We start from the raw sequence: 22054 nt of genomic DNA on the forward strand, positions 1-22054 counted from the left end.
CTATACTGACTTTAAAATAATATGTTTGTTTTTCATAAAGTAATCAACACCAGACCAAATCGTTAGAATGGCCGCGATATACAACATCAAATCAGCGAAAGGAAATGACAACGCTGTAAAAGGAATATTATGTAGTAACGTTGCAATGATCGCAATCATTTGTGTCAGTGTTTTCCATTTCCCTAAATTACTTGCTGCAATCACGTCTCCTTCAGCAGCTGCCACTAAACGTATTCCCGTCACAATAAATTCACGGCTAATAATCACAATGGCAATCCAAGCTGGAATTAATTGAACTTCTACAAGACCAATTAATGCAGCCGTTACAAGCAATTTATCAGCTAGAGGATCAATAAATTTACCAAAGCTTGTAATGAGATTGAACTTACGGGCATAATAGCCATCTAACCAGTCTGTGCCGGCAGCAATGATAAAAATAAATGCCGCAATTAAAAGAGACACAGAAATTGTTTCATTTAAAAGCTCTACCTCTCCTAAGGGTAAATCGACGAGCAAAAACAGCATGAAAATAGGAATTAAACAAATGCGCGCGATTGTAATCTTGTTAGGTAAATTCAAATTCTTCCCTTCTTTCCAACTACGATAAGCGAATCCTTATATATTGTAACACAGTCAAAGCCTTACTGAAAAAATCGAGCTCAAAAAAGAAATGATGTTTTGTTTTTTTATGTAAACATGTGAAACCATTGTAACGGTGCTTTAATTGAGTTAGAGGTCTCCTTAAGCGCGCTTAACGTAGAACCGTTTGCTTTAGTTTTCGTGTTTGGAGCAAAAAAACCCTCCTACGTTTTCACTTTTTCGTGTCTACGTGGGAGGGGCATCATAAATGGTCCAACCTAAAGAAGAACCTTTAAGTCTTATTCACTTTCGTCATCAAGCAACACTTCAATGACTTGAACACTCGTTGTATCTAAAAGCTCAATTTCAAGGTCATTGACAGAAAATGTATCTACTTCCGCCCCAAAGCCAATTCGAACGTAAAGGGAGTCTAATTCCGATACATCAGGATTAAAGGTTTCCCCGAATGGTGGGTAGTTTTGTTCTACTGTACCAGTATCTTCGCTTTCACGTACTTCAACGTAGGTGCCCTCGCCATTCATCTCAATGACAAGCGATTCAAACGAATCGGCATTCGCGAGCGTGTACGTTTGCGTCGTATCTCCTTCGTCTTCTAGCACGAGCTCAGGCTCAACGTCTTCTTCTTCAGTCGCTTCATTGTTTTCATCTTCGTCTGTACCTTCGTCATTGTCAGTACCTTCATCTGGACTTGCTTCATCCTCTTCTTCCTCATCAGGTGATGGTCCATCGTAGGTTGAGCCTTCTTGTGGCTCGTCTACCGACTCATCGTTGTTACTTCCAAAATCAAGGTTCCACACAAAATAGACAATCGTCCCAATCACAAGCAAAATTAAAATTGGTACAAGTATTGTACTTATAGGACGCCCCCCATTTTTGGATGGGCTGCTGCTTGCCTTAGCTGGCTTCGTTCGTTCAGCACGTGAAGGTAAATCAACCGTCTCACTTTGAGTACTTGGTAATTCATTTTTATACGTGTGAAGGACTTCTTCCGCATTTAAGCCAATCGCTTCAGCATATGTTTTCACGAAAGCGCGAGCATAAAAAATTCCTGGAAGGGTATCAAAATTCCCTTCTTCAATTGCGACTAAATAGCGCTTTTGAATTTTCGTTGTTCGCTGCAAATCATCAAGAGACATTTCTTTTTCTTCACGTTTCTCTTTTAAATAATTTCCTAGTTCTGACATCTTTACACCTACCTAAAAACGTTAACTAATATCAAATGAAGAAAAACCTGGTTCAACTACATCATAGGTGATTTCTTCATTATCATCGTTACGTAATTCAATGATACAGTCAAAGTCTTCAAGTTCATACTCTGTCTCGCGAATAAAAATATCCGGATGCTCCACCACTTTTACAGCCGGTAGGCGCATAATATCATCTACAAGTAAACGATGTTTTTCCGTTGCTCGCATGGTTGAGACAATCCCATCAATTATGAAAATATTGTCTCCATCCATTTCATCTTCAGCTAGCTGGCTTCGCACGGTTTGCCTAAGCAGCGTCGAGGAAATAAAGGACCAACGCTTATTGGCACATACACTTGCTGCTACAACTGATTCCGTCTTTCCTACCCTTGGCATTCCACGAATTCCAATTAAGTAGTGCTCGTCTCGCTTCATCATCTCTGCCATAAAATCAACAAGGAGACCTAATTCCCGGCGAATAAAGCGAAACGTTTTCTTTTCGGTTACATTCCGTTCAATATAGCGTCCGTGTCGAATCGCTAATCGATCTCGCACGCGCGGCTCACGAAACTTTGTTACCGTTACGCTGCCAATCGTATGTAAGATTGCTTTAAATCGTTTTACATTGTCATCATCAGAACTTCGAAGTAACATGCCTCTTCGTGTATCATCAATGCCGTTAATCGTTACAATGTTGATTGAAAGCATACCAAGAAGAGAAGAAATATCTCCAAGAATTCCTGGCCGGTTTTCATGTAGTTGGTACTCAAAATACCATTCTTTCACCGTGCCACTCCCTTTCTCTAAAAAATTGACAAATAAAGCTAATCTTCTTGGCTTTAATGATATAGGATTCACTTTTAAAAGAAAAGCTTTTTCCATTAGAAAACATAAAACTACAAAAAGAAAAACCGCTTGTTCGTGTTTACGAACAAGCAGTTCCACTTATTTATGACCGACTAGTTTCACCATCATGTTTGCAATGGCATGTTGCTCTTTCTCATCAGCCACTTTCCAAAGCTCAGCAAGTACACGCTCTTGCTCGTTTTTAGGCTCAACTTGCTCCGCTAGATACTCACCGACTTGGTAAGCAACATCGCTCACAATGTTCTCGTTCATTCCTTCGTGTGAAGCTTGCTCAAGACGATCTCCTAAAAATTCTTTCCAATGATCCCAGTTATCTAATACAGACATGCGAATCCCTCCTCTAAGTTTTAAAAAAGATTCACACCTAGTATGCCTTGCTTATAATCAATTATACATTTAACAATGCCACGCACCGTTAACCGATAAAATTTGACCATTAATGTATGTAGCTTGGCTTTGGCTTAAAAATGCAACAGCGTGCGCAACTTCCTCCGCTTTGCCTAGTCGCCCAGCAGGAATGTCTTCGGCTAATTCAATCAGCTCATCTTTTGAATAAATGGAAAGCATGTCCGTTTCAATAGCGCCTGGGGCTACACCGTTTATACGCACGTTACTACGGCCAGCTTCTTTTGCCACGCTTTTTATTAATCCATGTACACCGCTTTTTGCAGCGGCATACACACTTTCCATACTCGCGCCCTCAAGTCCCCATACGGATGTAACAAGGGTAATGACGCCGGCTTGATTTCGAATCATTTGCGGGAGAACGGCACGAGTGAGCTTGATCACATTCGTTAAATGAAGACATAGCGTTTCATCAATTTCCAGATCGGTCACATCTTGAAGTAGCTGTGGTGATGATTTACCTGCACAATAAATCACAGTATCAGGAACGTGGAAGAGTTGACTCATTAAAGCAGTCACACCATCTGCTTGACTTAAATCAGCCTGAACAGGAAAAGCGTCACCAGTCAGCGACTGACAAATGGCTTGAGCTTTTTGTTGATTACGAAAATAGTGCACGTATAAACAAGTTGACGGTGATTGTAAAGAGCGACAGATGGCTTCACCAATCGCCCCTGTCGCTCCAACTACGAGAATACTCTTCATTATTGTTGATCATCTTTCACGATCAATGTTGTTTTTGTCTCTTCACGAAAATGTGCGTGTAAAACCTCTTCAAGATCTTTTGCTGTAAGGCGTTCTAAAGTAGGTAAAACCTCAAACAAATCCATGTCGTTAAATCGGTAACGTGTAAATTCATTTGCAATAAATTCTGGAGAATTTAATGCTTTTAGAAACCCGCCAATTTTTTTCTTTAATGCGCGCCCAGTATCTTCTTCACTTAATGACCCTTTTTTAAAGGATTCAATCGTCTCTTCGACAATAGCAATCAATTCCTCAGGCTTCTGACTTTCTCCACCGATTATAGAAAATCCAAACCCTTTTTCAGATGTATGATCAAATGAAAATGATTCATCTGCTATGCCTTGTTCATAGAGTCGTTCATAAGCTTCTGAGCTTGGCCCAAACATAAGATCCAATAATACATTTAAAGACAGCTCGTATTGAAGCAATTCTTGCCCTTGACGATCTGGTTTTGTTTCTTTATAGCCAATAAATACCTTTGGCGTTTGAACAGGCATATGCAAAACATTCGTCGCTTGATCGACTTCTGAAGGCTCATCTGGGAATGCGCGATCAATAGACTCTGGTTCTGGGAACGACTTGCTGCTTTGATTGTCACGCACAAGCTTCATCACTTCTTCAGGCTCAACCGATCCAACGATAAAAAGAAGCATATTATTTGGATGATAAAACGTGTGGTAGCAAGTGTACAAATCTTCTTTTGTAATTTCGTTGATGGAAGGCACTGTCCCAGCTATATCAATTTTCACAGGGTGGGATTTGTACATATTTTCAATCGTACCGAAATACGCACGCCAATCAGGATTGTCGTCATACATCGTAATTTCTTGTTCGATAATTCCTTTTTCTTTTTCCACCGATTCGTCAGTAAAATAAGGGTGCTGAACAAAATCTAATAGCGTCGTTAAATTTTCATTGACATTTGTCGTACTTGAAAACAAATAAGCTGTACGGGTAAAGCTCGTGAACGCATTCGCCGATGCCCCTTGTTTGCCAAATGTATGAAACACATCGCCTTCTTCGCTTTCAAACATTTTATGTTCAAGAAAATGGGCAATTCCATCTGGCACACGAACGCGCTCTTTTTCACCAAGCGGTGTAAAGTGGTTATCGATTGACCCATATTTCGTTGTAAACGTAGCAAACGTTTTATGGAAACCTTTTTTCGGTAATATATACACATCTAAGCCGTTATCTAATTGCTCATGGTAAAGCGTCTCTTCTAACTGTTTATATTCAATCGGTTTCATGCTTCATCCCCCTGTCCTTTTAAAAAGTAAATGGTGTCAAGTTCCCACTTATTCACTGCGCGGACAACATCTTCTTTCGTTACTTTTTTGATGTTCTCAATTCGCTCTTGAATTGATTTTTTATGGTTAGCAATAATTTCATGATAAGAGAGTTCAACAATTCCTCTAGGAGCATCCATCGCTTCAAAAGCTTGATTCAGCAACATCCCTTTAGCTTGCTCTACTTCCTCATCCGTGAAATCTCCATTCTTCATCGCTTGCTCTTGTTCTTGAATAATTTCTACCGCGCGCTCATATTTATCAAATTCAATGCCTGAAAGTACCATTAACACGCCTTTATGGCTTTCAATTTGTGACGCAGCATAGTAGGCAAGACTTTCTTTTTCTCGTACATTCATAAATAATTTCGAAGACGGAAACCCACCAAATAGTGCATTTCCTACCCGAGCTGCTTCATAATCGTCATCACGGAACGTGGAATGAGTTCGATACCCAAGATGTAATTTCCCTTGCTTTACTTTTTGAGCATCGTGCACAACATTAACGTTTTTCACATGTTCACTTGCTTTTGTCGGAATCATTTCTCCGCTCAATTTACGTGATGCTGTAAATACTTCACGTACCTTCTCTTTAATTACGTCTTCCTCAAACGAACCGATCATATACAAATCAAAGCGATCTTGTTCCATCATTGTTTCATACGCTTCATAGAGCGTCTGTGGTGTTAATGACTCTAGATCTTTTTCTCTCCCGTATGGAGCTAACCGATAAGACTCATTTTTGAACATCTCTTCTGTCATTCGCACATTCGCATAACGCATTTTGTCATCATAAATTGACGCAATTCGTTGTTTTAATGCTCGTTTTTCCTGATCTACGATTTGGGAAAGAAAAGCATTCTTTTCGAGAACGGGCTGATATAACAGTTCATGCAAAAGACTTAGCGCCTCTTCAAACAATGAAGTAGAATTATCGCTTAAAAATTGTTCGGCAGCCACATCGAGTCGAAACGTAATGACTTGGTTTTCCCCTTTTTTCTGAACATCAGACGTTAGGGTCGCTCCATACATGTCTTCAAGCTTTTGCTTTAGTTTTTTTCGATTTGGATAATGCTTCGTCCCACCCTGAAGAATATGGGGAATTAACGCTCGTGCAGTAACGGTCTCTTCCTGCAGAGGGGCGTTAATCATGAGCATCATGCTAATGGTCTTAAATTTATCCGTTGCACCTAAATGGAGGTTTAAGCCATTTTGTTCCATTGATTTCACTTGTATATCCGTCAATTGTCATCTTCCTTCCGTATCCTTCTCGTGCTTTTTACTTAGGATGTCGCCTCTTCATCAGATCTATTCTGAATCAGTACTTCCCTCGGTTTGCTGCCTTCATACGGACCAACTACGCCTCGTGCTTCCATTTCATCGACAATTCGAGCCGCTCGTGTATACCCAATACGGAAACGTCGTTGTAACATTGAAACGGATGCTGTCCCAATTTCAATAACCAGGTCCACCGCGTCATTATAGAGGGCGTCCTCCGGTGCACTTGCTTGAGATTCTACCGCCGTAGGCTCCATCTCTTCTACATATTGCGCTTTTTGTTGCGACACTACGTAAGAGACGACCTTCTCGACTTCATCATCTGATAAAAAAGCCCCTTGTATGCGTGTTGGTTTTGTAGCGCCCATTGGTAAATAAAGCATGTCACCACGACCAAGCAGCTTTTCTGCCCCACCTGAATCTAAAATCGTTCTTGAATCTGTTTGAGAAGACACACCAAACGCAATTCTGGAAGGAATATTCGCTTTAATAACGCCTGTGATAACGTCAACAGAAGGTCTTTGGGTGGCAATTATCATGTGTATCCCTGCTGCCCTTGCCATTTGTGCAAGCCTTGCAATTGAATCTTCTACGTCTCCAGAGGCAACCATCATTAAATCAGCAAGTTCATCAACGATCACAACAATATAAGGCAACTCTGGCTGTTTTGCTTCGTTTTGTTCGTTTTGGCGTTTAATGTACTCATTGTAGCCTTCCATATTTCGTGTTCCTGAATGGGAAAACAAATCATACCGCCGTTCCATCTCAGCAACCACTTTTTTCAACGCTTGTGACGCTTTCTTTGGTTCTGTCACAACAGGAGTTAGTAAATGGGGAATGCCGTTGTAAACATTTAACTCAACCATTTTTGGATCAATCATCATCAGTTTGACTTCATGAGGCTTTGCTTTCATCAATATACTCGTAATAATCCCGTTAATGCATACACTTTTTCCACTTCCGGTTGCACCAGCAACGAGAAGATGGGGCATTTTGTTTAATGGGGCAAGTACAGGCTCACCAGAAATATCTCTACCAAGCCCAACAGATAACACTTCATGTTGACGTTCCATTGAACCACTTAACACTTCTTTTAAAGACACGATCGCTACTTCTTGGTTCGGCACTTCAATCCCTACTGCGGATTTTCCTGGGATTGGCGCTTCAATTCGTATATCTTTTGCCGCTAGTGCTAACGCTAAGTCGTCTGCCAAGTTGACGATTTTGCTTACTTTCACGCCGACATTTGGGTTTACTTCATATTTCGTGACGGCTGGCCCTAAATGAACTTTCGTCACACGAACTTTCACGCCGAAACTTTCCAACGTTTTCTCTAACTTCCTGGCATTTGACGTTAATTGTTGTTTTTCCGAAAGCTGGTCGGGCTTTACGGGTGTATGTAATAAGTCAAATTCCGGTAACGTATAGGCCTCATTTGATAGTGCTTCGTTAATCAAATCAGTCGATAATAGAGCCATTTCATTCGGTTCTTTTTCTTCCCTACTCTGATCGTTAGAAACTGCTTGATTAGCCGCTTTCTCAGTTGCACCATTGGTTGTTTGTCTTGGCTCTTCTTCATCAGCTGGTTGCTCCCGCTGAGAAAAATCGACAATTTCCGGTTCTTGTTTACTGTCCCATCGATCTGGGTCTCTTGTTTCTTGTTCAGGCTCTTCATGCTTCTGTTTTGTTCGCGCTTGTTTATCTCGTCGCTCATCATCCATTTTTTCTTTTGCGTCTCTTCTCCATTGTATGAAATCAGACCATGTTGATTTTATAAAGTCAGTAATAAATAAATAACTTCGACGATAGACTTTGCCAATCATGTCACTTAACGATCGACCAGATATTAATATGGCTCCTACTACAACGAGCATTAAACAAAGTAAGTATGTTCCAGCATTATCAAACAGGAAATGACTAACGGAATACCCAACTGCGCCAAGCATGCCTCCACCTAAATCTTCCGTTTGACCAGTAGTAAGCTCTTGCCAAAATAACGCCCACGTACTCTGAATAACCGATCCACTTTCTAATGTACCCTCAACAGATAGTTGTCTAAACAAACTTACGTGTGCAATGATGACAAGGGCAAGCACAACCGTATACATTCCACTTAGTTGCCGATTCCATATAGTTGGTTTTTTTCGTTTTATCATGATGTAAAGCGCTGTGATCAAAAATCCTAAAGCCAGTAATATAAACCACTCTCCAAGGAATAGGCGAAATAAGCGAACAAACGCTTCTCCGACACTTCCTAAACGAGCGAGTGTTACAAGAGAGATGACAAGGAGACCTAATCCAACTAACTCAAACGTTAATTGCGACTTCCATTGTGTTTTTTTTCGTTTCTTACGTTTTGCCATTTTGTCACCTTCTACGTCATACTCGAACAAGCAGTCTAATTGTAGACTGCTTGTTTCATCCCTATCAGTATAACATATCTGCTTTTTAATAGCGTAGGGTACTGGATAAAATTGTCCCTGGTTCATATGCAGGATTTAAGAAAGCATTAGGGTCACTCGAAAGCAAACGAATGATGCGATAATCTCCGTCTTCTTGTTGTTCAACCATTAATGATCCTGCTTCACAAGGTACCGTCATTTGCTTATTATACGCTTCTTGGTCGGTTGCAAAAACTTGTTCTGGAGGGGTCATTGTATACAAGATCATTGCACAACCTCCGACGATTTTTGTTCGTCAATCAATTGGTTTAGTTTTTTTAAGGCTTGACCAATTCCACCGACTTCATTAATTAAGCCATATTCCACCGCATCGGTGCCAATAACATTTGTCCCTATATCACGTGTTAAGTTTCCTTTTGAGAACATTAATTCCTTAAACTTATCTTCCGTAATGGATGAATGGTGCGTAACAAAGTTAATCACTCGATCTTGCATTTTATCAAGGTATTCAAAGGTTTGTGGTACACCGATAACAAGCCCTGTTAATCGAACCGGATGAATCGTCATTGTTGCAGTTTGGGCAATATATGAATAATTCGCTGCTGTTGCAATTGGAACACCGATAGAGTGCCCTCCACCTAGTACGAGCGTAACGGTTGGTTTTGAAATAGATGCAATCATTTCTGAAAGAGCAAGACCTGCTTCGACATCCCCACCGACTGTATTTAAAATAATTAACAACCCTTCAATTTTTGGGTTTTGTTCCACAGCAACGAGTTGCGGAATCATATGCTCATATTTTGTTGTTTTATTTTGCGGGGGCAACTGCATATGCCCTTCAATTTGTCCAACGACTGTCATGCAATGAATATTCGTTTGACCCATGTCCGGCACACCGGTTTGACCTAATGCTTGAATCTTCTCTACTAAGGAACCTTTTTCTTCTTTTGGTTTGGTTGGTTCCGCTGCTGGTTGTTGTTCATCTGCCATTACATCCACACTCCCTTTTCGTTATCATACGACTAGTATGGACGGTCTCTACGTTATTATGTGCGCTGAATCAAACGCAAGCGAGTCCGTTGAACATAGACGCTTTTGCACTTACTCCATGTACCCATTCTTTAAATAGGCATACAAAAAGATCCTTGTGTTAAACACAAGGACCTCTTTATTAGCTATTTGTTACACTTCCATAATGATCGGCAAAATCATCGGGCGACGTTTTGTTTTATCAAATAAGAAACGGCTTAATCCTTCACGAATGTTGCTCTTTAAGCTTGACCACTCACTCACATTTTCTGTCACACATTTTTGTAAAATCGACGAAACCAGTTCATTCGATTGTTCTAACAAAGCTTCAGATTCTCTCACATAAACGAAGCCACGTGAAATAATGTTCGGTCCTGATACAATGGTGCTTGTCTTTTTATTAAGCGTGACGACCACAACCAAAATACCATCTTTTGAAAGCAAACGACGATCTCTCAAAACAATATTGCCAACATCGCCGACACCTAAGCCATCTATTAATACATGGCCAGAAGGAACCTTGCCTGCGCGACGTGCTTGCTTGTTTGAGAACTCAACAACTTCTCCTTTTTCCACGATGTAAATGCGCTCAGGTTTTATTCCTACACCTACACCTAACTCTCGATGTGCGTGCTGCATACGAATTTCACCATGAATCGGTAAAAAGAATTTTGGACGCATCAAGTTAAGCATTAACTTCAGCTCTTCCTGCGACCCGTGACCTGAAGCATGCACCGCTTGCGAACCGTATACAACATCTGCGCCAATTCGATGAAGCTGATCAATCACAGTTGAAACGCTTTTTTCATTCCCTGGAATCGCAGAAGCTGCGATAATGACAGTGTCGTTGTTCGTAATCGTAATATGACGGTGTGCACCTCGGGCCATTCTTGTTAAAGCAGACATGGGTTCGCCTTGACTTCCTGTTGTTAAAATAACAACTTGTTCAGGCTTGTAGCGGTTCACCTCGTCAATATCGATCACTAGATCCTTAGGCATTTTTAAATACCCTAACTTTGATGCAATCGTAATAACACGCACCATACTCTTTCCAACAATGGAGAGTTTACGATTAGCAGCCACCGTTGCTTGAATAACCTGCTGTAAGCGGTGCACATTCGAAGCAAACGAGGTGACGATCAATCGACCTGAAGTGCGAGCAAACACGTCTTTAATGCCTACACCTACTTCAGCTTCTGATTTTGTCGTACCAGGACGCTCTGCATTTGTTGAATCTGACAACAAGCAAAGCACACCTTTTTGGCCAATCGCAGCCATTTTTCCAATTTCAGCATGTTTTCCGTCTACAGGCGTTTGATCAAACTTAAAGTCTCCAGTGTGTACGACCGCACCTTGTGGGGTTTCTACACAAACACCTACACAATCCGGGATACTATGGCTTGTACGGAAGAATGTAACAGGTGTCTTCCCTAATTTCACTTTTGAATTAGAATCGATTAAACGAAGCGTTGTTTCTTTATGAATGCCTGCTTCTTTTAATTTTTCCTCCACAAGGCCTAACGTTAGTTTCGTACCATAAACAGGCACATTAATTTTTTTAAGGACATAAGATAATCCTCCAATGTGATCCTCATGGCCGTGTGTTAAAATAATTCCTTTTACTCTTTCTTCATTTTCAACAAGATACGAAACATCTGGAATGACAATATCAACACCAAGCATGTCGTCATCTGGGAACATTAATCCAGCATCCACAACAATGATGTCTTCATCTACTTCAATTCCGTACATATTCTTTCCAATTTCTCCAACGCCACCTAGGGCGAATACCCGCACTTTTCCTTTATCTATTTCTTGCTTAGACAATGATTCATCCTCCTAAATATAAAATAAACATTCAGTCTAGTTGTATTTATTTTTAAAACGTAATCACGCGTATACTAGGTTCATTATTATGTTCATAGCATCAAACACCGTGGAAAGAGCAACGATACACATCTTAAGAAATCCTTATTAGCATTTGCCTGGAACGCCTGCACGAAAACGGCAATGTTCATGCTTGATAAGCTTCAAAAGATAGTCACGCAGTCTTTCTTGAAGTTACAGCTAACTATGAGAAAAAGAATAAATGGTGATCTTTTTCACCTTACCCGAACGCATCACTTGAAAACTAGTATACCTTAATTTTCTAGTTAAAAACAAGAGTCTTTCGGTTATCGGCGTTTCTCCGACAAAAAATGAAACGAGCCGTGTAAATAGACAGTGATTCGACAAGAGGCTTGTTGTGGTTCGTATCGGATTAGCAAAAAACAAAAAACGCTGGTCATTCGTATTGCTGACCAACGTTTTTCTTCATTATTTTTTTATTGTCGACAAGGAGGCTAGCACCATATCAACTTGCTTTTTTTCCATATCATTTAAAGGAATTAGTGGCAGCTGTACCTCACCTACCGCTACCCCGATTTGATTTAATGCATATTTGACACATGATGGGTTTGGTGCTAAAAACATCGTTTTCATGACTGGTAGCAATTGACGATGAGCGTTCGCTGCCTCTTCTTTTTGGCCAGACAGAAAGGCTTCAACCATTTGCTTCATCTCATCCCCAATTACGTGTGCAGCGACTGAAACGATTCCATCTCCACCAATGGCTAGGACTGGAAGTGTTAACCCGTCATCTCCGCTATAAACAGCAAATGTTTCAGGCGTTCCCTCAATTATCGCTGCAATTTGTTCGAGATCGCCACTCGCTTCTTTAATTGCTGCAATGTTTTCGATTTCGGCAAGACGTATAACGGTTTCTGCTTGTAAATGACAGCCTGTTCGACTAGGAACATTGTAAAGCATAACTGGTAGGGATGTTTTTGAAGCAACATGCTCAAAGTGTGCATAGAGTCCATCTTGTGATGGTTTATTATAGTATGGCGTAACAAGCATGATCCCATCGACACCCGCAGCATCTGCCATTCTTGTTCGCTCAACAGTAGATTTTGTTGAATTTGTTCCTGTACCAGCCACAATAGGTACACGTCCAGCAACATACTCTACACAAAAATGAAAAAGTTTTTGGCAATCGTCAGCGGTCAAATAAGGAGATTCTCCCGTTGTTCCGGCGACAACTAACACATCTGTTCCTGTTGCAATTAAATGATCAATCAACCGCTCACATGCTTGAAAATCGATTTCTCCCTTTTCATCAAACGGCGTGACCATGGCGGTCCATAGAGGTCCATACTTTCCTGTAGGTTTCACTTGCAATCCCTCCAATTGATGTGTAACGGAATTACGCGATGACTTCGTTTAGCTGAAACATTTTGTGTAGCGCATTTACTGCTTTACTCATATCTTGATTTTTCACAAGAACCCAAATCGTTGTATGTGAATCGGCGGACTGTAGAATTTGAATATTTTCTCCGCTTAACGCAGAAACAATACGAGCAGCTACGCCAGGTACTCCTGTCATACCAGCCCCTACCGCTGACACTTTTGCACAACCTTTTTGCAGCTGCGGTTTATATCCTAAATTCGTTAGGATTTCTAGCGCATCATCAGCCGCTTCATCCATCACCGTATACATAACACCACTAGGACTTATATTAATAAAATCAACGCTAATTCCGGCTTTCGCCATCGATTTAAATACATTTTCTTGTAGATCAAACTGCCCTTCTTTTGCAGAGACTTTAATTTGCGTGACATTTGCAACATGAGCAATTCCCGTAATCATTCGCTCATGGATGTCCATTCCATGACTCAATATTCCTGAATTCACAAGCGTTCCCTCTGACTCAGAATAAGTCGAACGTACACGAATCGGAATTTTAGCTTGCATGGCAATTTCGACTGCACGAGGGTGAATCACTTTTGCCCCTTGATACGCCATATTACAGATCTCGTTATAAGACATCGTTTCAAGCGCACGGGCATCTTCAACAATTCGAGGATCAGCGGTCATAACCCCTTCAACATCTGTAAAAATATCGACATATTCTGCTTGAATGGCTGCACCAATCGCTGTGGCAGATGTATCGCTTCCACCTCGACCGAGGGTTGTTGTTTCACCACTTTTCGATTGCCCTTGAAAGCCAGTTACAACGACAACATCGCACGATTCCAACGTCTTTAAAAGATGCTCACATTTCATTTCTTTGATTTTTGCATTTTGAAACTCTTCGTTCGTCACAAAACCTGCTTTTGCACCTGTCATGGCTTCAGCATGCACACCATGAGCATTCAATTGCTCTGAAAATACGACAGAAGATATGGTCTCCCCACAAGAAACAAGTAAATCTTGTTCGCGCTTAGAGATGTGTGCTTTATGAACTAAAGAGAGCAATGTGTCGGTTGCATACGGATCGCCACTACGACCCATTGCCGATACAACAACAACCACTTTATAGCCTTCATTAACCGCTTTTTGTACGTGCTTAATTGCGTAATCTCTTGATTCTTTTGATTTTACGGATGTACCACCGAATTTTTGTACAATAATTTTCATCTCTTATGCCTGCTTTTCTAACAAGTTCAATTTAATTAGACTTTCTGCAATTTGAACAGAATTCCATGCTGCACCTTTTAATAGATTGTCAGAGACGACCCAAGCATGAAAGCCATTCGCTCGATCTAAGTCTTGGCGAACGCGTCCAACAAATACATCTGGTTTGCCAACAGCTGTTGTCACCATCGGATACACTTGATTGGTCGGATCATCTTGAAGGGTTACGCCAGCCGCGTCACTTAAACGAGCTTTCACATCTGCTGCTGTCGCACCTGCTTGCTCCGTTTCAAAATAAATCGATTCAGAATGACCTGTCTCAATTGGCAAGCGCACGCACGTAGCCGCTACTTCTAAGTTTGGTAGATGCATGATTTTCTTCGTTTCATTGATCATTTTCATCTCTTCGTACGTAAACCCATTATCTTGGAATACGTCAATTTGTGGAATGGCATTAAAAGCAATTTGATAGTGCTTTTTATCGCCTGATACTGGTAGCACATTTGCTTCTGCCGTTTCCCCTGCTAAAATGGCTTTTGTTTGTTCTTCCATCTCTTCAACCGCATCAAGACCAGCACCTGAAACGGCTTGATATGTGGAAACAACCACTTTATTTAAGCCATAAGCTTGGCGAATAGGCTCAAGTGCTACGACCATTTGAATCGTTGAGCAGTTCGGATTGGCAATGACGCCATTATGATGACGTAAATCGTCTTCATTTACTTCAGGTACTACAAGGGGTACGCCTTCATCCATACGAAAAGCACTCGTATTATCCACACAAACGACGCCACGTTTAATCGCTTCTGGAATTAATGCTTTTGATACCGAGCCGCCTGCGGAAAACAATGCAATATCTACGCCTTCGAATGATTCAGGCGTTGCCTCTTCCACTGTATACGATTTCCCTTGAAAAGAAAGGGATTTCCCTGCAGAACGTTTTGACGACAAAAGCTTTAATGTTGAAATTGGGAATTGTCGCTCTTCTAGTGTTTTTAACATTTGTTGGCCGACAGCGCCAGTTGCGCCTACTACAGCTACTTGATAGTTTTGCTTTGTCATGATTTTTCTTCCTCCCTAAAGTTCAGCACTCTATCTCTTTATCCTCTACTAAACTTTACGGGATTTGCGCGCAAGACGCAACTGTCCTGCGCCTATTTTTACCCTTCCGTTGTAAGAACGGGCTGGAGTTGAGTGTATGTGAGTGCCGCTTCTGCCGCTGGAATCAGTTGATTCATATCTGCTACAAGGGAATTTGGTTTCTTTTTAAAATCATCTTGACCATAAGGAATAAAAAAGATATTTTTTGTTGCCATTAGTCTCATAATGTTGACACCATTCAAACCAAGCCCGTCATTTGTCGAAATTCCAAGTAAGACTGGTTTCCCATTTCGTAACGTTGATTTTGCGCCCATCAAAACAGGACTATCCGTCATGGCATTGGCAAATTTCGAAATAGAATTCCCTGTTATCGGTGCAATAATCATAAGATCTAATGGCGTCTTTGGTCCAAACGGCTCTGCCTTTACCATGGAATTTACGAACGGTTCCGCTGTAATGCTTTGTAAGCGCGTCATCCAGTCGTCGCTATCTCCAAATTTCGTATCTGTGTGTTCAACTGTATACGTTAAAAATGGCGAGACCTTTGCACCAAGCTGTACGAGCTTTTCAATTTGCGGGTAGACCGCTTCATACGTACAATGAGAGCCTGTTAAACCAAAGCCTATATGTTTACCTTTTAACATGAGCGTAACTCCTTTTTCCGTCTTATTGGGTCCGTGTTTGTTCAAGCAGCAAATCACTTAACACATTTGCAAGAATCTTCCCTGCTGTTTTTGGTGCAACCATTCCGGGAAGTCCTGGAACAAGCATGGATTTTAAGCCGCGTTTTTCAGCATAATCGTGGTCAATTCCACCTGGTTTTGATGCTAAGTCAAGTAAAAATGCGTGTTGCTTCATTTCTGTTAACACACTTGATGTGACTACTTTTGCCGGAATCGTATTGATCACAACGTCTGCCTGTTCTAACGCTTGCTTGATTTCGTCTAAATGAAACGGTTTTAAGCCAAGCTCAAACGCACGAGCTAAAGAAGCAGAGTCTCGATCACCGATTGACACATGTGCACCTAGCTCCTTAAAGGTTCGAGCGATTGTCATGCCAATTCTTCCAAGTCCAAGTACAGCAATATTGGCCTGATGGATCGTAGAATCTGTATGTTGAATAACGAGCATAACTGCCCCTTCTGCGGTTGGAATGGAGTTATAAATGGCCACATCGTTTCGATTCATTAACACAACAACATGACACTTCGTTTGACTAGCCATTTTATCTAAGCGACTCGATGTAATGCCTGTATAGATCGTGCAGTTATCCGGTGTTTGTTTAAGATGCTTCGTTTCAAGCTTTATTTTTTCAGATGAAAACACACTGTTAATAAATCCATCACTGCCAATACCTCCAACTGGAAGTAAAATGGCTTCGACTGTTTTCCAATCAATGTCTTCCATTTCTTGTTTGCTAACCCCGATAAATCCCACATCTATTTGTTCAAACCCAACGAGCGAAACCCTCGCATCTAATGTTGATAACTTACGTACGATTTCAATCTGCCTTGCATCGCCACCAATCATAACAACATGAATCCCCGTTAGCATGCTTGATCCTCCTACTCTTTCAGTGCTCTGTAGCTCCATTCAGTTAAGAGCGACATCCCTACTCGTGCTTCTTTACCATATGTCTAGAAAAACAATTCCGTGCAAAAGAAAAAGCCTGTCACAATGACAGGCTTTTTACACGTCTTTTTAATCTTATGAAGGCAAGGTTACGTATACATGTCTATCTCTTGAGCAAAAGAGGATCAATACGTCAAATTCGTTGTGTCAATAATAATCATATCTTGGCCAATTTTTTTAATCTGTTGCCAGTAAACCGTGACTTCTTTATCTTTACGGTTGAACTGATACCATTTTGACACTGGCACGACAAAAGCGTGGATATCGCCAGATTGCTCGTCAAGTAACACGTCCGTTTGTCCGAGAATGCCGAGACGTTCCCCTTTTTCAAAATCAATAATTTCTTTGTTTGCAATTTCGCTTAATCGCACTGGAATCACCTCTTTATACATCGTATGAGGCTTGTCGCTATTCTAGACTATTTCGTAAAGATTGTCTCTGGCATATGGTCACTTACGGAAACAATTGATAACGCAGGCTCATCTTGGAAGAGCGTTGCAGCTAAGTGATTCACTTCTTCTAAAGAAATATCGTTAATTCGATTAAGGAGTTCATCTAAACTTTGATGTTTCTTTAATAGAAGTTCATTCTTTCCATTTCGACTCATCCGGCTACTCGTACTTTCTAATCCGAGCATAATACTTCCTTTAAGCTGTTCTTTGCCATTCTCTAACTCTTTTTTTGTTAATCCGTCTGCTTGAACTTGTTCTACTATCGAACTCATCGATTTAGATAGCTGTTGAAGTTGGTTCATCTGTGTTCCTGCATACACGGTTACCGAGCCGATCTTCTCATAAGCTGAATGATAGGAAAATACGGAGTAACAGAGCCCTTGCTCTTCACGGATTTCCTGAAACAGACGGCTTGACATACTTCCCCCTAATGCGTTGTTTAAAAGAATTAGGTTAAACATTTGGTCTGATCCGACTTCAAGACCTGGGTAAGCTAAGCACAGGTGCGCTTGTTCCGTTTCTTTTTGACGGTATTTTTGAACGGGTATAAAAGATGCTTCTGGTGGCTCATAGGACGCTTTTGCAGCCTTAACCGCTGAAAAGATGTCTTCTAACTGCGACAGTAATTCTTCTTGATAATGACCTGCAACTGAAATGACCACATGTTCCCCAACATAAAATTTGTCCATATACGCTAAAATTTGCTCTCTCGTAAACGATGCTAACGTCTCTTCTGTACCTAGAATGGGGTTAGCTAGTGTAGATGAGCCAAATGATGCTTCACTTAACAATTCATGTACAAGATCATCCGGGGTATCTTCTACCATACGAATTTCTTCAAGGACGACATTTTTTTCTCGTTCAATTTCTTGTTCATCAAAAACAGAATGAAAGAACATATCTTGAAGAACATCCACAGCAATATGAGCATGTTCGTCTAATACTTTTGCGTAATAACAGGTATATTCTTTTGCGGTAAAGGCATTCACTTGTCCACCAATTCGATCAAATGCTTCTGCTATATCTTGTGGAGATCGTGTTTTTGTTCCTTTAAACAGCATATGTTCAATAAAATGTGACATACCGTTTTCAGCGTTACGTTCATTACGAGAACCGGTTTTCACCCATATACCAATGGCCACAGAACGAACTGTGTCATTTTTTTCAGCCATGATGCGGACACCATTTTCTAGCTTTTTTTATTAATCACTACTTGAACCCCCATTGATGTCTACTTCCATGTTTCTTGGTAACCTCGTTTCATTCATAAGTTCTGAAACCGTACCTAACATTAAATTTTTCTCTTTAATCCCCGTAATCATCGCATCTAGCCCTTTTGCTGATGATTCCGTTGGATGCATGAGTAACATAGACCCAGCTTCCATTTTAGGGACAACCCGTGAAATCATTGAATTGACTTCAGGGTTCTTCCAATCAATTGTATCAACTGTCCACATGATTGTTTGCATATCATGTGCGTGAACACGCTCAATGACAAGCTGATTATAGTCACCACTTGGCGGGGCGAACCAGATCGGTGTTTCATCAAGAGTTGCTTCGATAACGTCGGTTGTTTTTGAGAGTTCTTCGTCTATTCTTGCTTCTGTTAACTTGCTCATTTGTGGATGTGAGTAAGCATGGCTCCCAATTTCGTGCCCTTCTTCTTTAATCATAATCGCCATTTGAGGATTTTTCTTCACCCAAGAACCATCTAAAAAAAAGGTCGCTTGCACTTGATGCTCGCGCAGCGTGCTAAGCATATCAGGTAAATAGTCATTACCCCATGCGACATTGATAAGCAAGGCGGTCATCGGTTTTTCTGATACGCCTCGGTAGATTGGAGCAGGGTCTAAATCACTTAAATGAATGCTCGGTTTTGTATCTTTAAATATCAACATGGACTGGTTAAATGTGCCAGATTCTTTCATCTTATCATAGGATTTTTCAACGTCAACCTCTAGTCCATTGTAACCGGGCATTGCCTTCCAGACACGGTCAATTTTCGCATCTATTGCAGGAATATTCACTTTATTTGCATGCTCTACAATAGTCTCATACAGCGGATCCTCAACGGTTTCAACCATCATCGAGGCATTTAGCTTCACTGTTTCAATATACTGAGTTGCAAATGGATTTTGAATCGCACCTAAAGCGAGTATAACAACTGTACAACACAGGATCATATGAACCATCTTACGCTTCATCTATTTCCCTCCTAAACCATAAAAACTTCTCTTAGCATGTCTATGTTTTAGAAAAGGAGACTAGAATACACAAACAAAAAAGACTAGGAATTCTCCTAGTCCCGTTTTATTGCTCTTGTTCAGATGTTGTTTCTTCTTCGCTTTTTTGGGCTTGCTCTTCTTTTTCACGCTGTTCTTTTACTAAGACTTTGCGAGATAGATTCACGCGCCCTTGATTATCCACTTCGGTAACACGAACTTCAAGCTCGTCACCTAGTTTAAGAACGTCCTCTACTTTGTTTACTCGTTCTTCGGAAATTTGCGAGATATGAAGCAATCCGTCTTTTCCTTTAAAGATCTCGAGGAATGCACCAAACTTTTCAATTCGTTTTACTTTACCTGTATACGTTTTGCCCACTTCAACTTCGCGAACAAGGTCTTCAATAATTTGCTTCGCTTTCGCATTCATTGTGGCATCAAGTGAAGAAATGTACACTGTACCATCTTGTTCAATGTCAATTTTAACATTGGTTTCTTCGATGATCTTATTAATGACTTTCCCACTTGGTCCAATTACATCACGGATTTTATCTGGATTAATCGCTAACGTTAAGATTTTAGGTGCATATTCAGAAAGCTCTGTCCGAGGCTCATGAATTGCTGTAAGCATATTATCAAGAATTTTCATTCGTCCTTGTTTTGCCTGCTCAAGCGCTTGTTCTAATACTTGACGGTTAATCCCAGAAATCTTGATGTCCATCTGTAAAGCCGTAATTCCTGTTGCTGTACCTGCAACTTTAAAGTCCATATCTCCAAGGGCATCTTCCATTCCTTGAATATCCGTTAAAACGGTCATATGGTCTCCCTGTTTTACAAGTCCCATCGCGATTCCTGCTACAGGCGCTTTAATCGGAACACCAGCGTCCATCATTGCAAGGGTGCTCGCACATATGCTTGCTTGAGACGTAGAGCCATTTGATTCTAATACTTCAGATACGAGACGAATTGTATAAGGAAACTCTTGCTCTGAAGGAATTACTTGTTCAAGTGCTCGTTCCCCTAATGCACCGTGACCAATTTCTCGACGTCCTGGTGCGCGAATTGGACCTGTTTCTCCAACGCTAAACTGCGGGAAATTGTAATGGTGCATAAAGCGTTTAGTTTCTTCAATTCCTAGACCGTCCAAGATTTGGACATCACCTAGTGCCCCTAACGTACAAATGCTTAACGCCTGGGTTTGTCCACGTGTGAACAAGCCTGATCCATGGGTTCTAGGTAACATGTGAATCTGTGAATCAAGCGGACGAATTTCATCTGCACCACGACCATCAGGACGTACCTTATCGACCGTAATCAGACGACGCACTTCTTCCTTGACGAACATTTGTAAGATCGCTTTAACTTCACTTACTTGAACGGTTTCGTCCTCTTCATAGTGCTCTACTTGCGCCTGAATCACTGCATCAATCGCTTCTTGACGCGCATGTTTTTCCTCTACTCGCACAGCTTCTTTCATTTGCGCTTCCACAGAACCTCTTAGCGTATTTTCGAGATCAGCATCAAACGTTTTTAGTTTAATCTCTCTCTTTTCTTTTCCACACGCTTCGATAATTTTTTCTTGGAAGGCAATCATTTCTTTGATATTTTCATGACCAGCTAGAATCGCTTCTAACATCACTTCTTCAGGTACTTCTTTTGCACCTGCTTCAACCATGTTAATCGCTTCTTTCGTTCCAGCAACCGTTAATTCAATATCACTTTCTGCTAGTTGTGCAGGCGTTGGGTTCATAATAAACTCACCGTCAACACGACCAACCGTTACACCAGCAATCGGTCCGTCAAACGGAATATCCGATACTGATAACGCTAGTGATGAACCAATCATTGCCGCCATTTCCGACGATGCATTTTGATCCGAACTCATAACAATGCTAATTACTTGTACTTCGTTACGGAATCCATCAGGGAAAAGTGGGCGAATGGGACGGTCAATCAAACGACTTGTTAAAATCGCTTGTTCACTTGGGCGTCCTTCTCGTTTAATAAATCCTCCAGGAATTTTTCCTGCTGCGTATAATCGCTCTTCATAATTGACCGTTAGTGGAAAGAATGGTAGATCTTTTGGCTCTTTCGAAGCGGTAGCTGTCGATAGAACTGCAGTCTCACCATAACGGACAAGAACTGCACCATTTGCTTGTTTTGCGAGTTGACCAACTTCAACGGTAAACGTGCGCCCCGCCCAGTTGATTGTAAACTCGTGACGTTCTTGTTCCATGTATGTGTACTCCTCTCGTACATCTAAAAAAGTCTCATTCTTTATTATGACCGAAACGGCGCAAGTTTAAAAGAGTGAATTACAACCGTTTCATTGTTTTTTAGATTCATTCATATGTTCGCATGAAGAAAAAAGCGGGAGAACATCCCCCGCTT

At 41.0% G+C, this 22054-nt stretch carries 20 protein-coding genes; all 20 read right to left on the bottom strand.

Annotation, left to right across the window (positions count from 1 at the left end; all coding sequences use genetic code 11):
- The gene (gene pgsA, locus ABC361_RS11350) at positions 1 to 579 is read right to left on the bottom strand and encodes a CDP-diacylglycerol--glycerol-3-phosphate 3-phosphatidyltransferase (RefSeq protein WP_413074082.1); all 579 of its coding nucleotides are present in this window, start codon (positions 577 to 579) and stop codon (positions 1 to 3) included.
- A 299-nt stretch (positions 580 to 878) separates the two neighbouring features.
- Complete coding sequence (locus ABC361_RS11355) at positions 879 to 1784, bottom strand: helix-turn-helix domain-containing protein (protein WP_413074083.1); 906 nt, start codon at positions 1782 to 1784, stop codon at positions 879 to 881.
- A 21-nt stretch (positions 1785 to 1805) separates the two neighbouring features.
- Positions 1806 to 2573 carry a DUF3388 domain-containing protein gene (locus tag ABC361_RS11360; protein ID WP_099302118.1) on the bottom strand — a complete coding sequence of 256 codons (768 nt, stop codon included), beginning with the start codon at positions 2571 to 2573 and terminating at the stop codon, positions 1806 to 1808.
- 159 nt (positions 2574 to 2732) lie between these two features.
- Positions 2733 to 2981, bottom strand: a complete 249-nt coding sequence (locus tag ABC361_RS11365; protein ID WP_413074084.1) for a DUF3243 domain-containing protein — start codon at positions 2979 to 2981, stop codon at positions 2733 to 2735.
- Between the two features lie 69 nt (positions 2982 to 3050).
- Positions 3051 to 3764 (bottom strand): elongation factor P 5-aminopentanone reductase, encoded by a 714-nt coding sequence (gene ymfI / locus ABC361_RS11370; RefSeq protein WP_413074085.1) that lies wholly within the window; start codon positions 3762 to 3764, stop codon positions 3051 to 3053.
- Positions 3764 to 5053 (bottom strand): EF-P 5-aminopentanol modification-associated protein YfmH, encoded by a 1290-nt coding sequence (gene yfmH, locus ABC361_RS11375; RefSeq protein ID WP_413074086.1) that lies wholly within the window; start codon positions 5051 to 5053, stop codon positions 3764 to 3766. Before yfmH ends, ymfI begins: the two co-directional genes overlap by 1 nt.
- A complete protein-coding gene (yfmF, locus tag ABC361_RS11380) occupies positions 5050 to 6336 on the bottom strand; it encodes an EF-P 5-aminopentanol modification-associated protein YfmF (protein WP_413074087.1) in 1287 nt (428 codons plus the stop codon). The genes yfmH and yfmF overlap by 4 nt, the downstream gene beginning before the upstream one ends.
- Before the next feature lie 38 nt (positions 6337 to 6374).
- A complete protein-coding gene (locus tag ABC361_RS11385) occupies positions 6375 to 8732 on the bottom strand; it encodes an FtsK/SpoIIIE family DNA translocase (RefSeq protein WP_413074088.1) in 2358 nt (785 codons plus the stop codon).
- Positions 8733 to 8817: 85 nt separating this feature from the next.
- Entirely contained in the window at positions 8818 to 9039 is a 222-nt protein-coding gene (locus ABC361_RS11390) for a YlzJ-like family protein (protein WP_413074089.1), read from the bottom strand.
- Positions 9036 to 9761: a ClpP family protease gene (locus ABC361_RS11395; protein WP_413074090.1), complete on the bottom strand. Its 726-nt coding sequence runs from the start codon at positions 9759 to 9761 to the stop codon at positions 9036 to 9038. Before ABC361_RS11395 ends, ABC361_RS11390 begins: the two co-directional genes overlap by 4 nt.
- 192 nt (positions 9762 to 9953) lie before the next feature.
- Complete coding sequence (locus tag ABC361_RS11400) at positions 9954 to 11627, bottom strand: ribonuclease J (RefSeq protein WP_413074091.1); 1674 nt, start codon at positions 11625 to 11627, stop codon at positions 9954 to 9956.
- A gap of 489 nt (positions 11628 to 12116) precedes the next feature.
- Positions 12117 to 12974 carry a 4-hydroxy-tetrahydrodipicolinate synthase gene (gene dapA / locus ABC361_RS11405; protein WP_413075763.1) on the bottom strand — a complete coding sequence of 286 codons (858 nt, stop codon included), beginning with the start codon at positions 12972 to 12974 and terminating at the stop codon, positions 12117 to 12119.
- Positions 12975 to 13044: 70 nt separating this feature from the next.
- Positions 13045 to 14259: an aspartate kinase gene (gene dapG, locus ABC361_RS11410; RefSeq protein ID WP_413074092.1), complete on the bottom strand. Its 1215-nt coding sequence runs from the start codon at positions 14257 to 14259 to the stop codon at positions 13045 to 13047.
- A 3-nt stretch (positions 14260 to 14262) separates the two neighbouring features.
- Positions 14263 to 15318, bottom strand: a complete 1056-nt coding sequence (gene asd, locus ABC361_RS11415) for an aspartate-semialdehyde dehydrogenase (protein ID WP_413074093.1) — start codon at positions 15316 to 15318, stop codon at positions 14263 to 14265.
- Positions 15319 to 15416: 98 nt separating this feature from the next.
- Positions 15417 to 16001, bottom strand: coding sequence for a dipicolinate synthase subunit B (dpaB, locus tag ABC361_RS11420; RefSeq protein WP_413074094.1), 585 nt, complete (start codon positions 15999 to 16001; stop codon positions 15417 to 15419).
- 22 nt (positions 16002 to 16023) lie between these two features.
- On the bottom strand, positions 16024 to 16911 hold the full coding sequence (gene dpaA / locus ABC361_RS11425; protein ID WP_413074095.1) for a dipicolinic acid synthetase subunit A: 888 nt from the start codon (positions 16909 to 16911) through the stop codon (positions 16024 to 16026).
- 203 nt (positions 16912 to 17114) lie between these two features.
- Positions 17115 to 17360 (bottom strand): YlmC/YmxH family sporulation protein, encoded by a 246-nt coding sequence (locus ABC361_RS11430; RefSeq protein ID WP_413074096.1) that lies wholly within the window; start codon positions 17358 to 17360, stop codon positions 17115 to 17117.
- A gap of 47 nt (positions 17361 to 17407) precedes the next feature.
- Entirely contained in the window at positions 17408 to 18613 is a 1206-nt protein-coding gene (locus ABC361_RS11435) for a M16 family metallopeptidase (protein ID WP_413074097.1), read from the bottom strand.
- A 30-nt stretch (positions 18614 to 18643) separates the two neighbouring features.
- On the bottom strand, positions 18644 to 19645 hold the full coding sequence (locus tag ABC361_RS11440) for a polysaccharide deacetylase family protein (protein WP_413074098.1): 1002 nt from the start codon (positions 19643 to 19645) through the stop codon (positions 18644 to 18646).
- Between the two features lie 106 nt (positions 19646 to 19751).
- On the bottom strand, positions 19752 to 21899 hold the full coding sequence (gene pnp, locus ABC361_RS11445) for a polyribonucleotide nucleotidyltransferase (protein WP_413074099.1): 2148 nt from the start codon (positions 21897 to 21899) through the stop codon (positions 19752 to 19754).
- Positions 21900 to 22054: the final 155 nt, after the last annotated feature.

The sequence above is a fragment of the Shouchella phoenicis genome (genome assembly GCF_047238345.1).
GTDB lineage: Bacteria > Bacillota > Bacilli > Bacillales > Bacillaceae_D > Shouchella.

What these genes read in the sequence shown, in the direction of transcription:
- ABC361_RS11355 (WP_413074083.1), bottom strand. Translation starts at nt 1,784, where the DNA reads ATGTCAGAACTAGGAAATTATTTAAAAGAGAAACGTGAAGAAAAAGAA.
- ABC361_RS11365 (WP_413074084.1), bottom strand. Translation starts at nt 2,981, where the DNA reads ATGTCTGTATTAGATAACTGGGATCATTGGAAAGAATTTTTAGGAGAT.
- ymfI (WP_413074085.1), bottom strand. Translation starts at nt 3,764, where the DNA reads ATGAAGAGTATTCTCGTAGTTGGAGCGACAGGGGCGATTGGTGAAGCC.
- yfmH (WP_413074086.1), bottom strand. Translation starts at nt 5,053, where the DNA reads ATGAAACCGATTGAATATAAACAGTTAGAAGAGACGCTTTACCATGAG.
- ABC361_RS11385 (WP_413074088.1), bottom strand. Translation starts at nt 8,732, where the DNA reads ATGGCAAAACGTAAGAAACGAAAAAAAACACAATGGAAGTCGCAATTA.
- ABC361_RS11390 (WP_413074089.1), bottom strand. Translation starts at nt 9,039, where the DNA reads ATGATCTTGTATACAATGACCCCTCCAGAACAAGTTTTTGCAACCGAC.
- ABC361_RS11395 (WP_413074090.1), bottom strand. Translation starts at nt 9,761, where the DNA reads ATGGCAGATGAACAACAACCAGCAGCGGAACCAACCAAACCAAAAGAA.
- dapA (WP_413075763.1), bottom strand. Translation starts at nt 12,974, where the DNA reads ATGGTCACGCCGTTTGATGAAAAGGGAGAAATCGATTTTCAAGCATGT.
- dapG (WP_413074092.1), bottom strand. Translation starts at nt 14,259, where the DNA reads ATGAAAATTATTGTACAAAAATTCGGTGGTACATCCGTAAAATCAAAA.
- asd (WP_413074093.1), bottom strand. Translation starts at nt 15,318, where the DNA reads ATGACAAAGCAAAACTATCAAGTAGCTGTAGTAGGCGCAACTGGCGCT.
- dpaB (WP_413074094.1), bottom strand. Translation starts at nt 16,001, where the DNA reads ATGTTAAAAGGTAAACATATAGGCTTTGGTTTAACAGGCTCTCATTGT.
- dpaA (WP_413074095.1), bottom strand. Translation starts at nt 16,911, where the DNA reads ATGCTAACGGGGATTCATGTTGTTATGATTGGTGGCGATGCAAGGCAG.
- ABC361_RS11435 (WP_413074097.1), bottom strand. Translation starts at nt 18,613, where the DNA reads ATGGCTGAAAAAAATGACACAGTTCGTTCTGTGGCCATTGGTATATGG.
- ABC361_RS11440 (WP_413074098.1), bottom strand. Translation starts at nt 19,645, where the DNA reads ATGAAGCGTAAGATGGTTCATATGATCCTGTGTTGTACAGTTGTTATA.
- pnp (WP_413074099.1), bottom strand. Translation starts at nt 21,899, where the DNA reads ATGGAACAAGAACGTCACGAGTTTACAATCAACTGGGCGGGGCGCACG.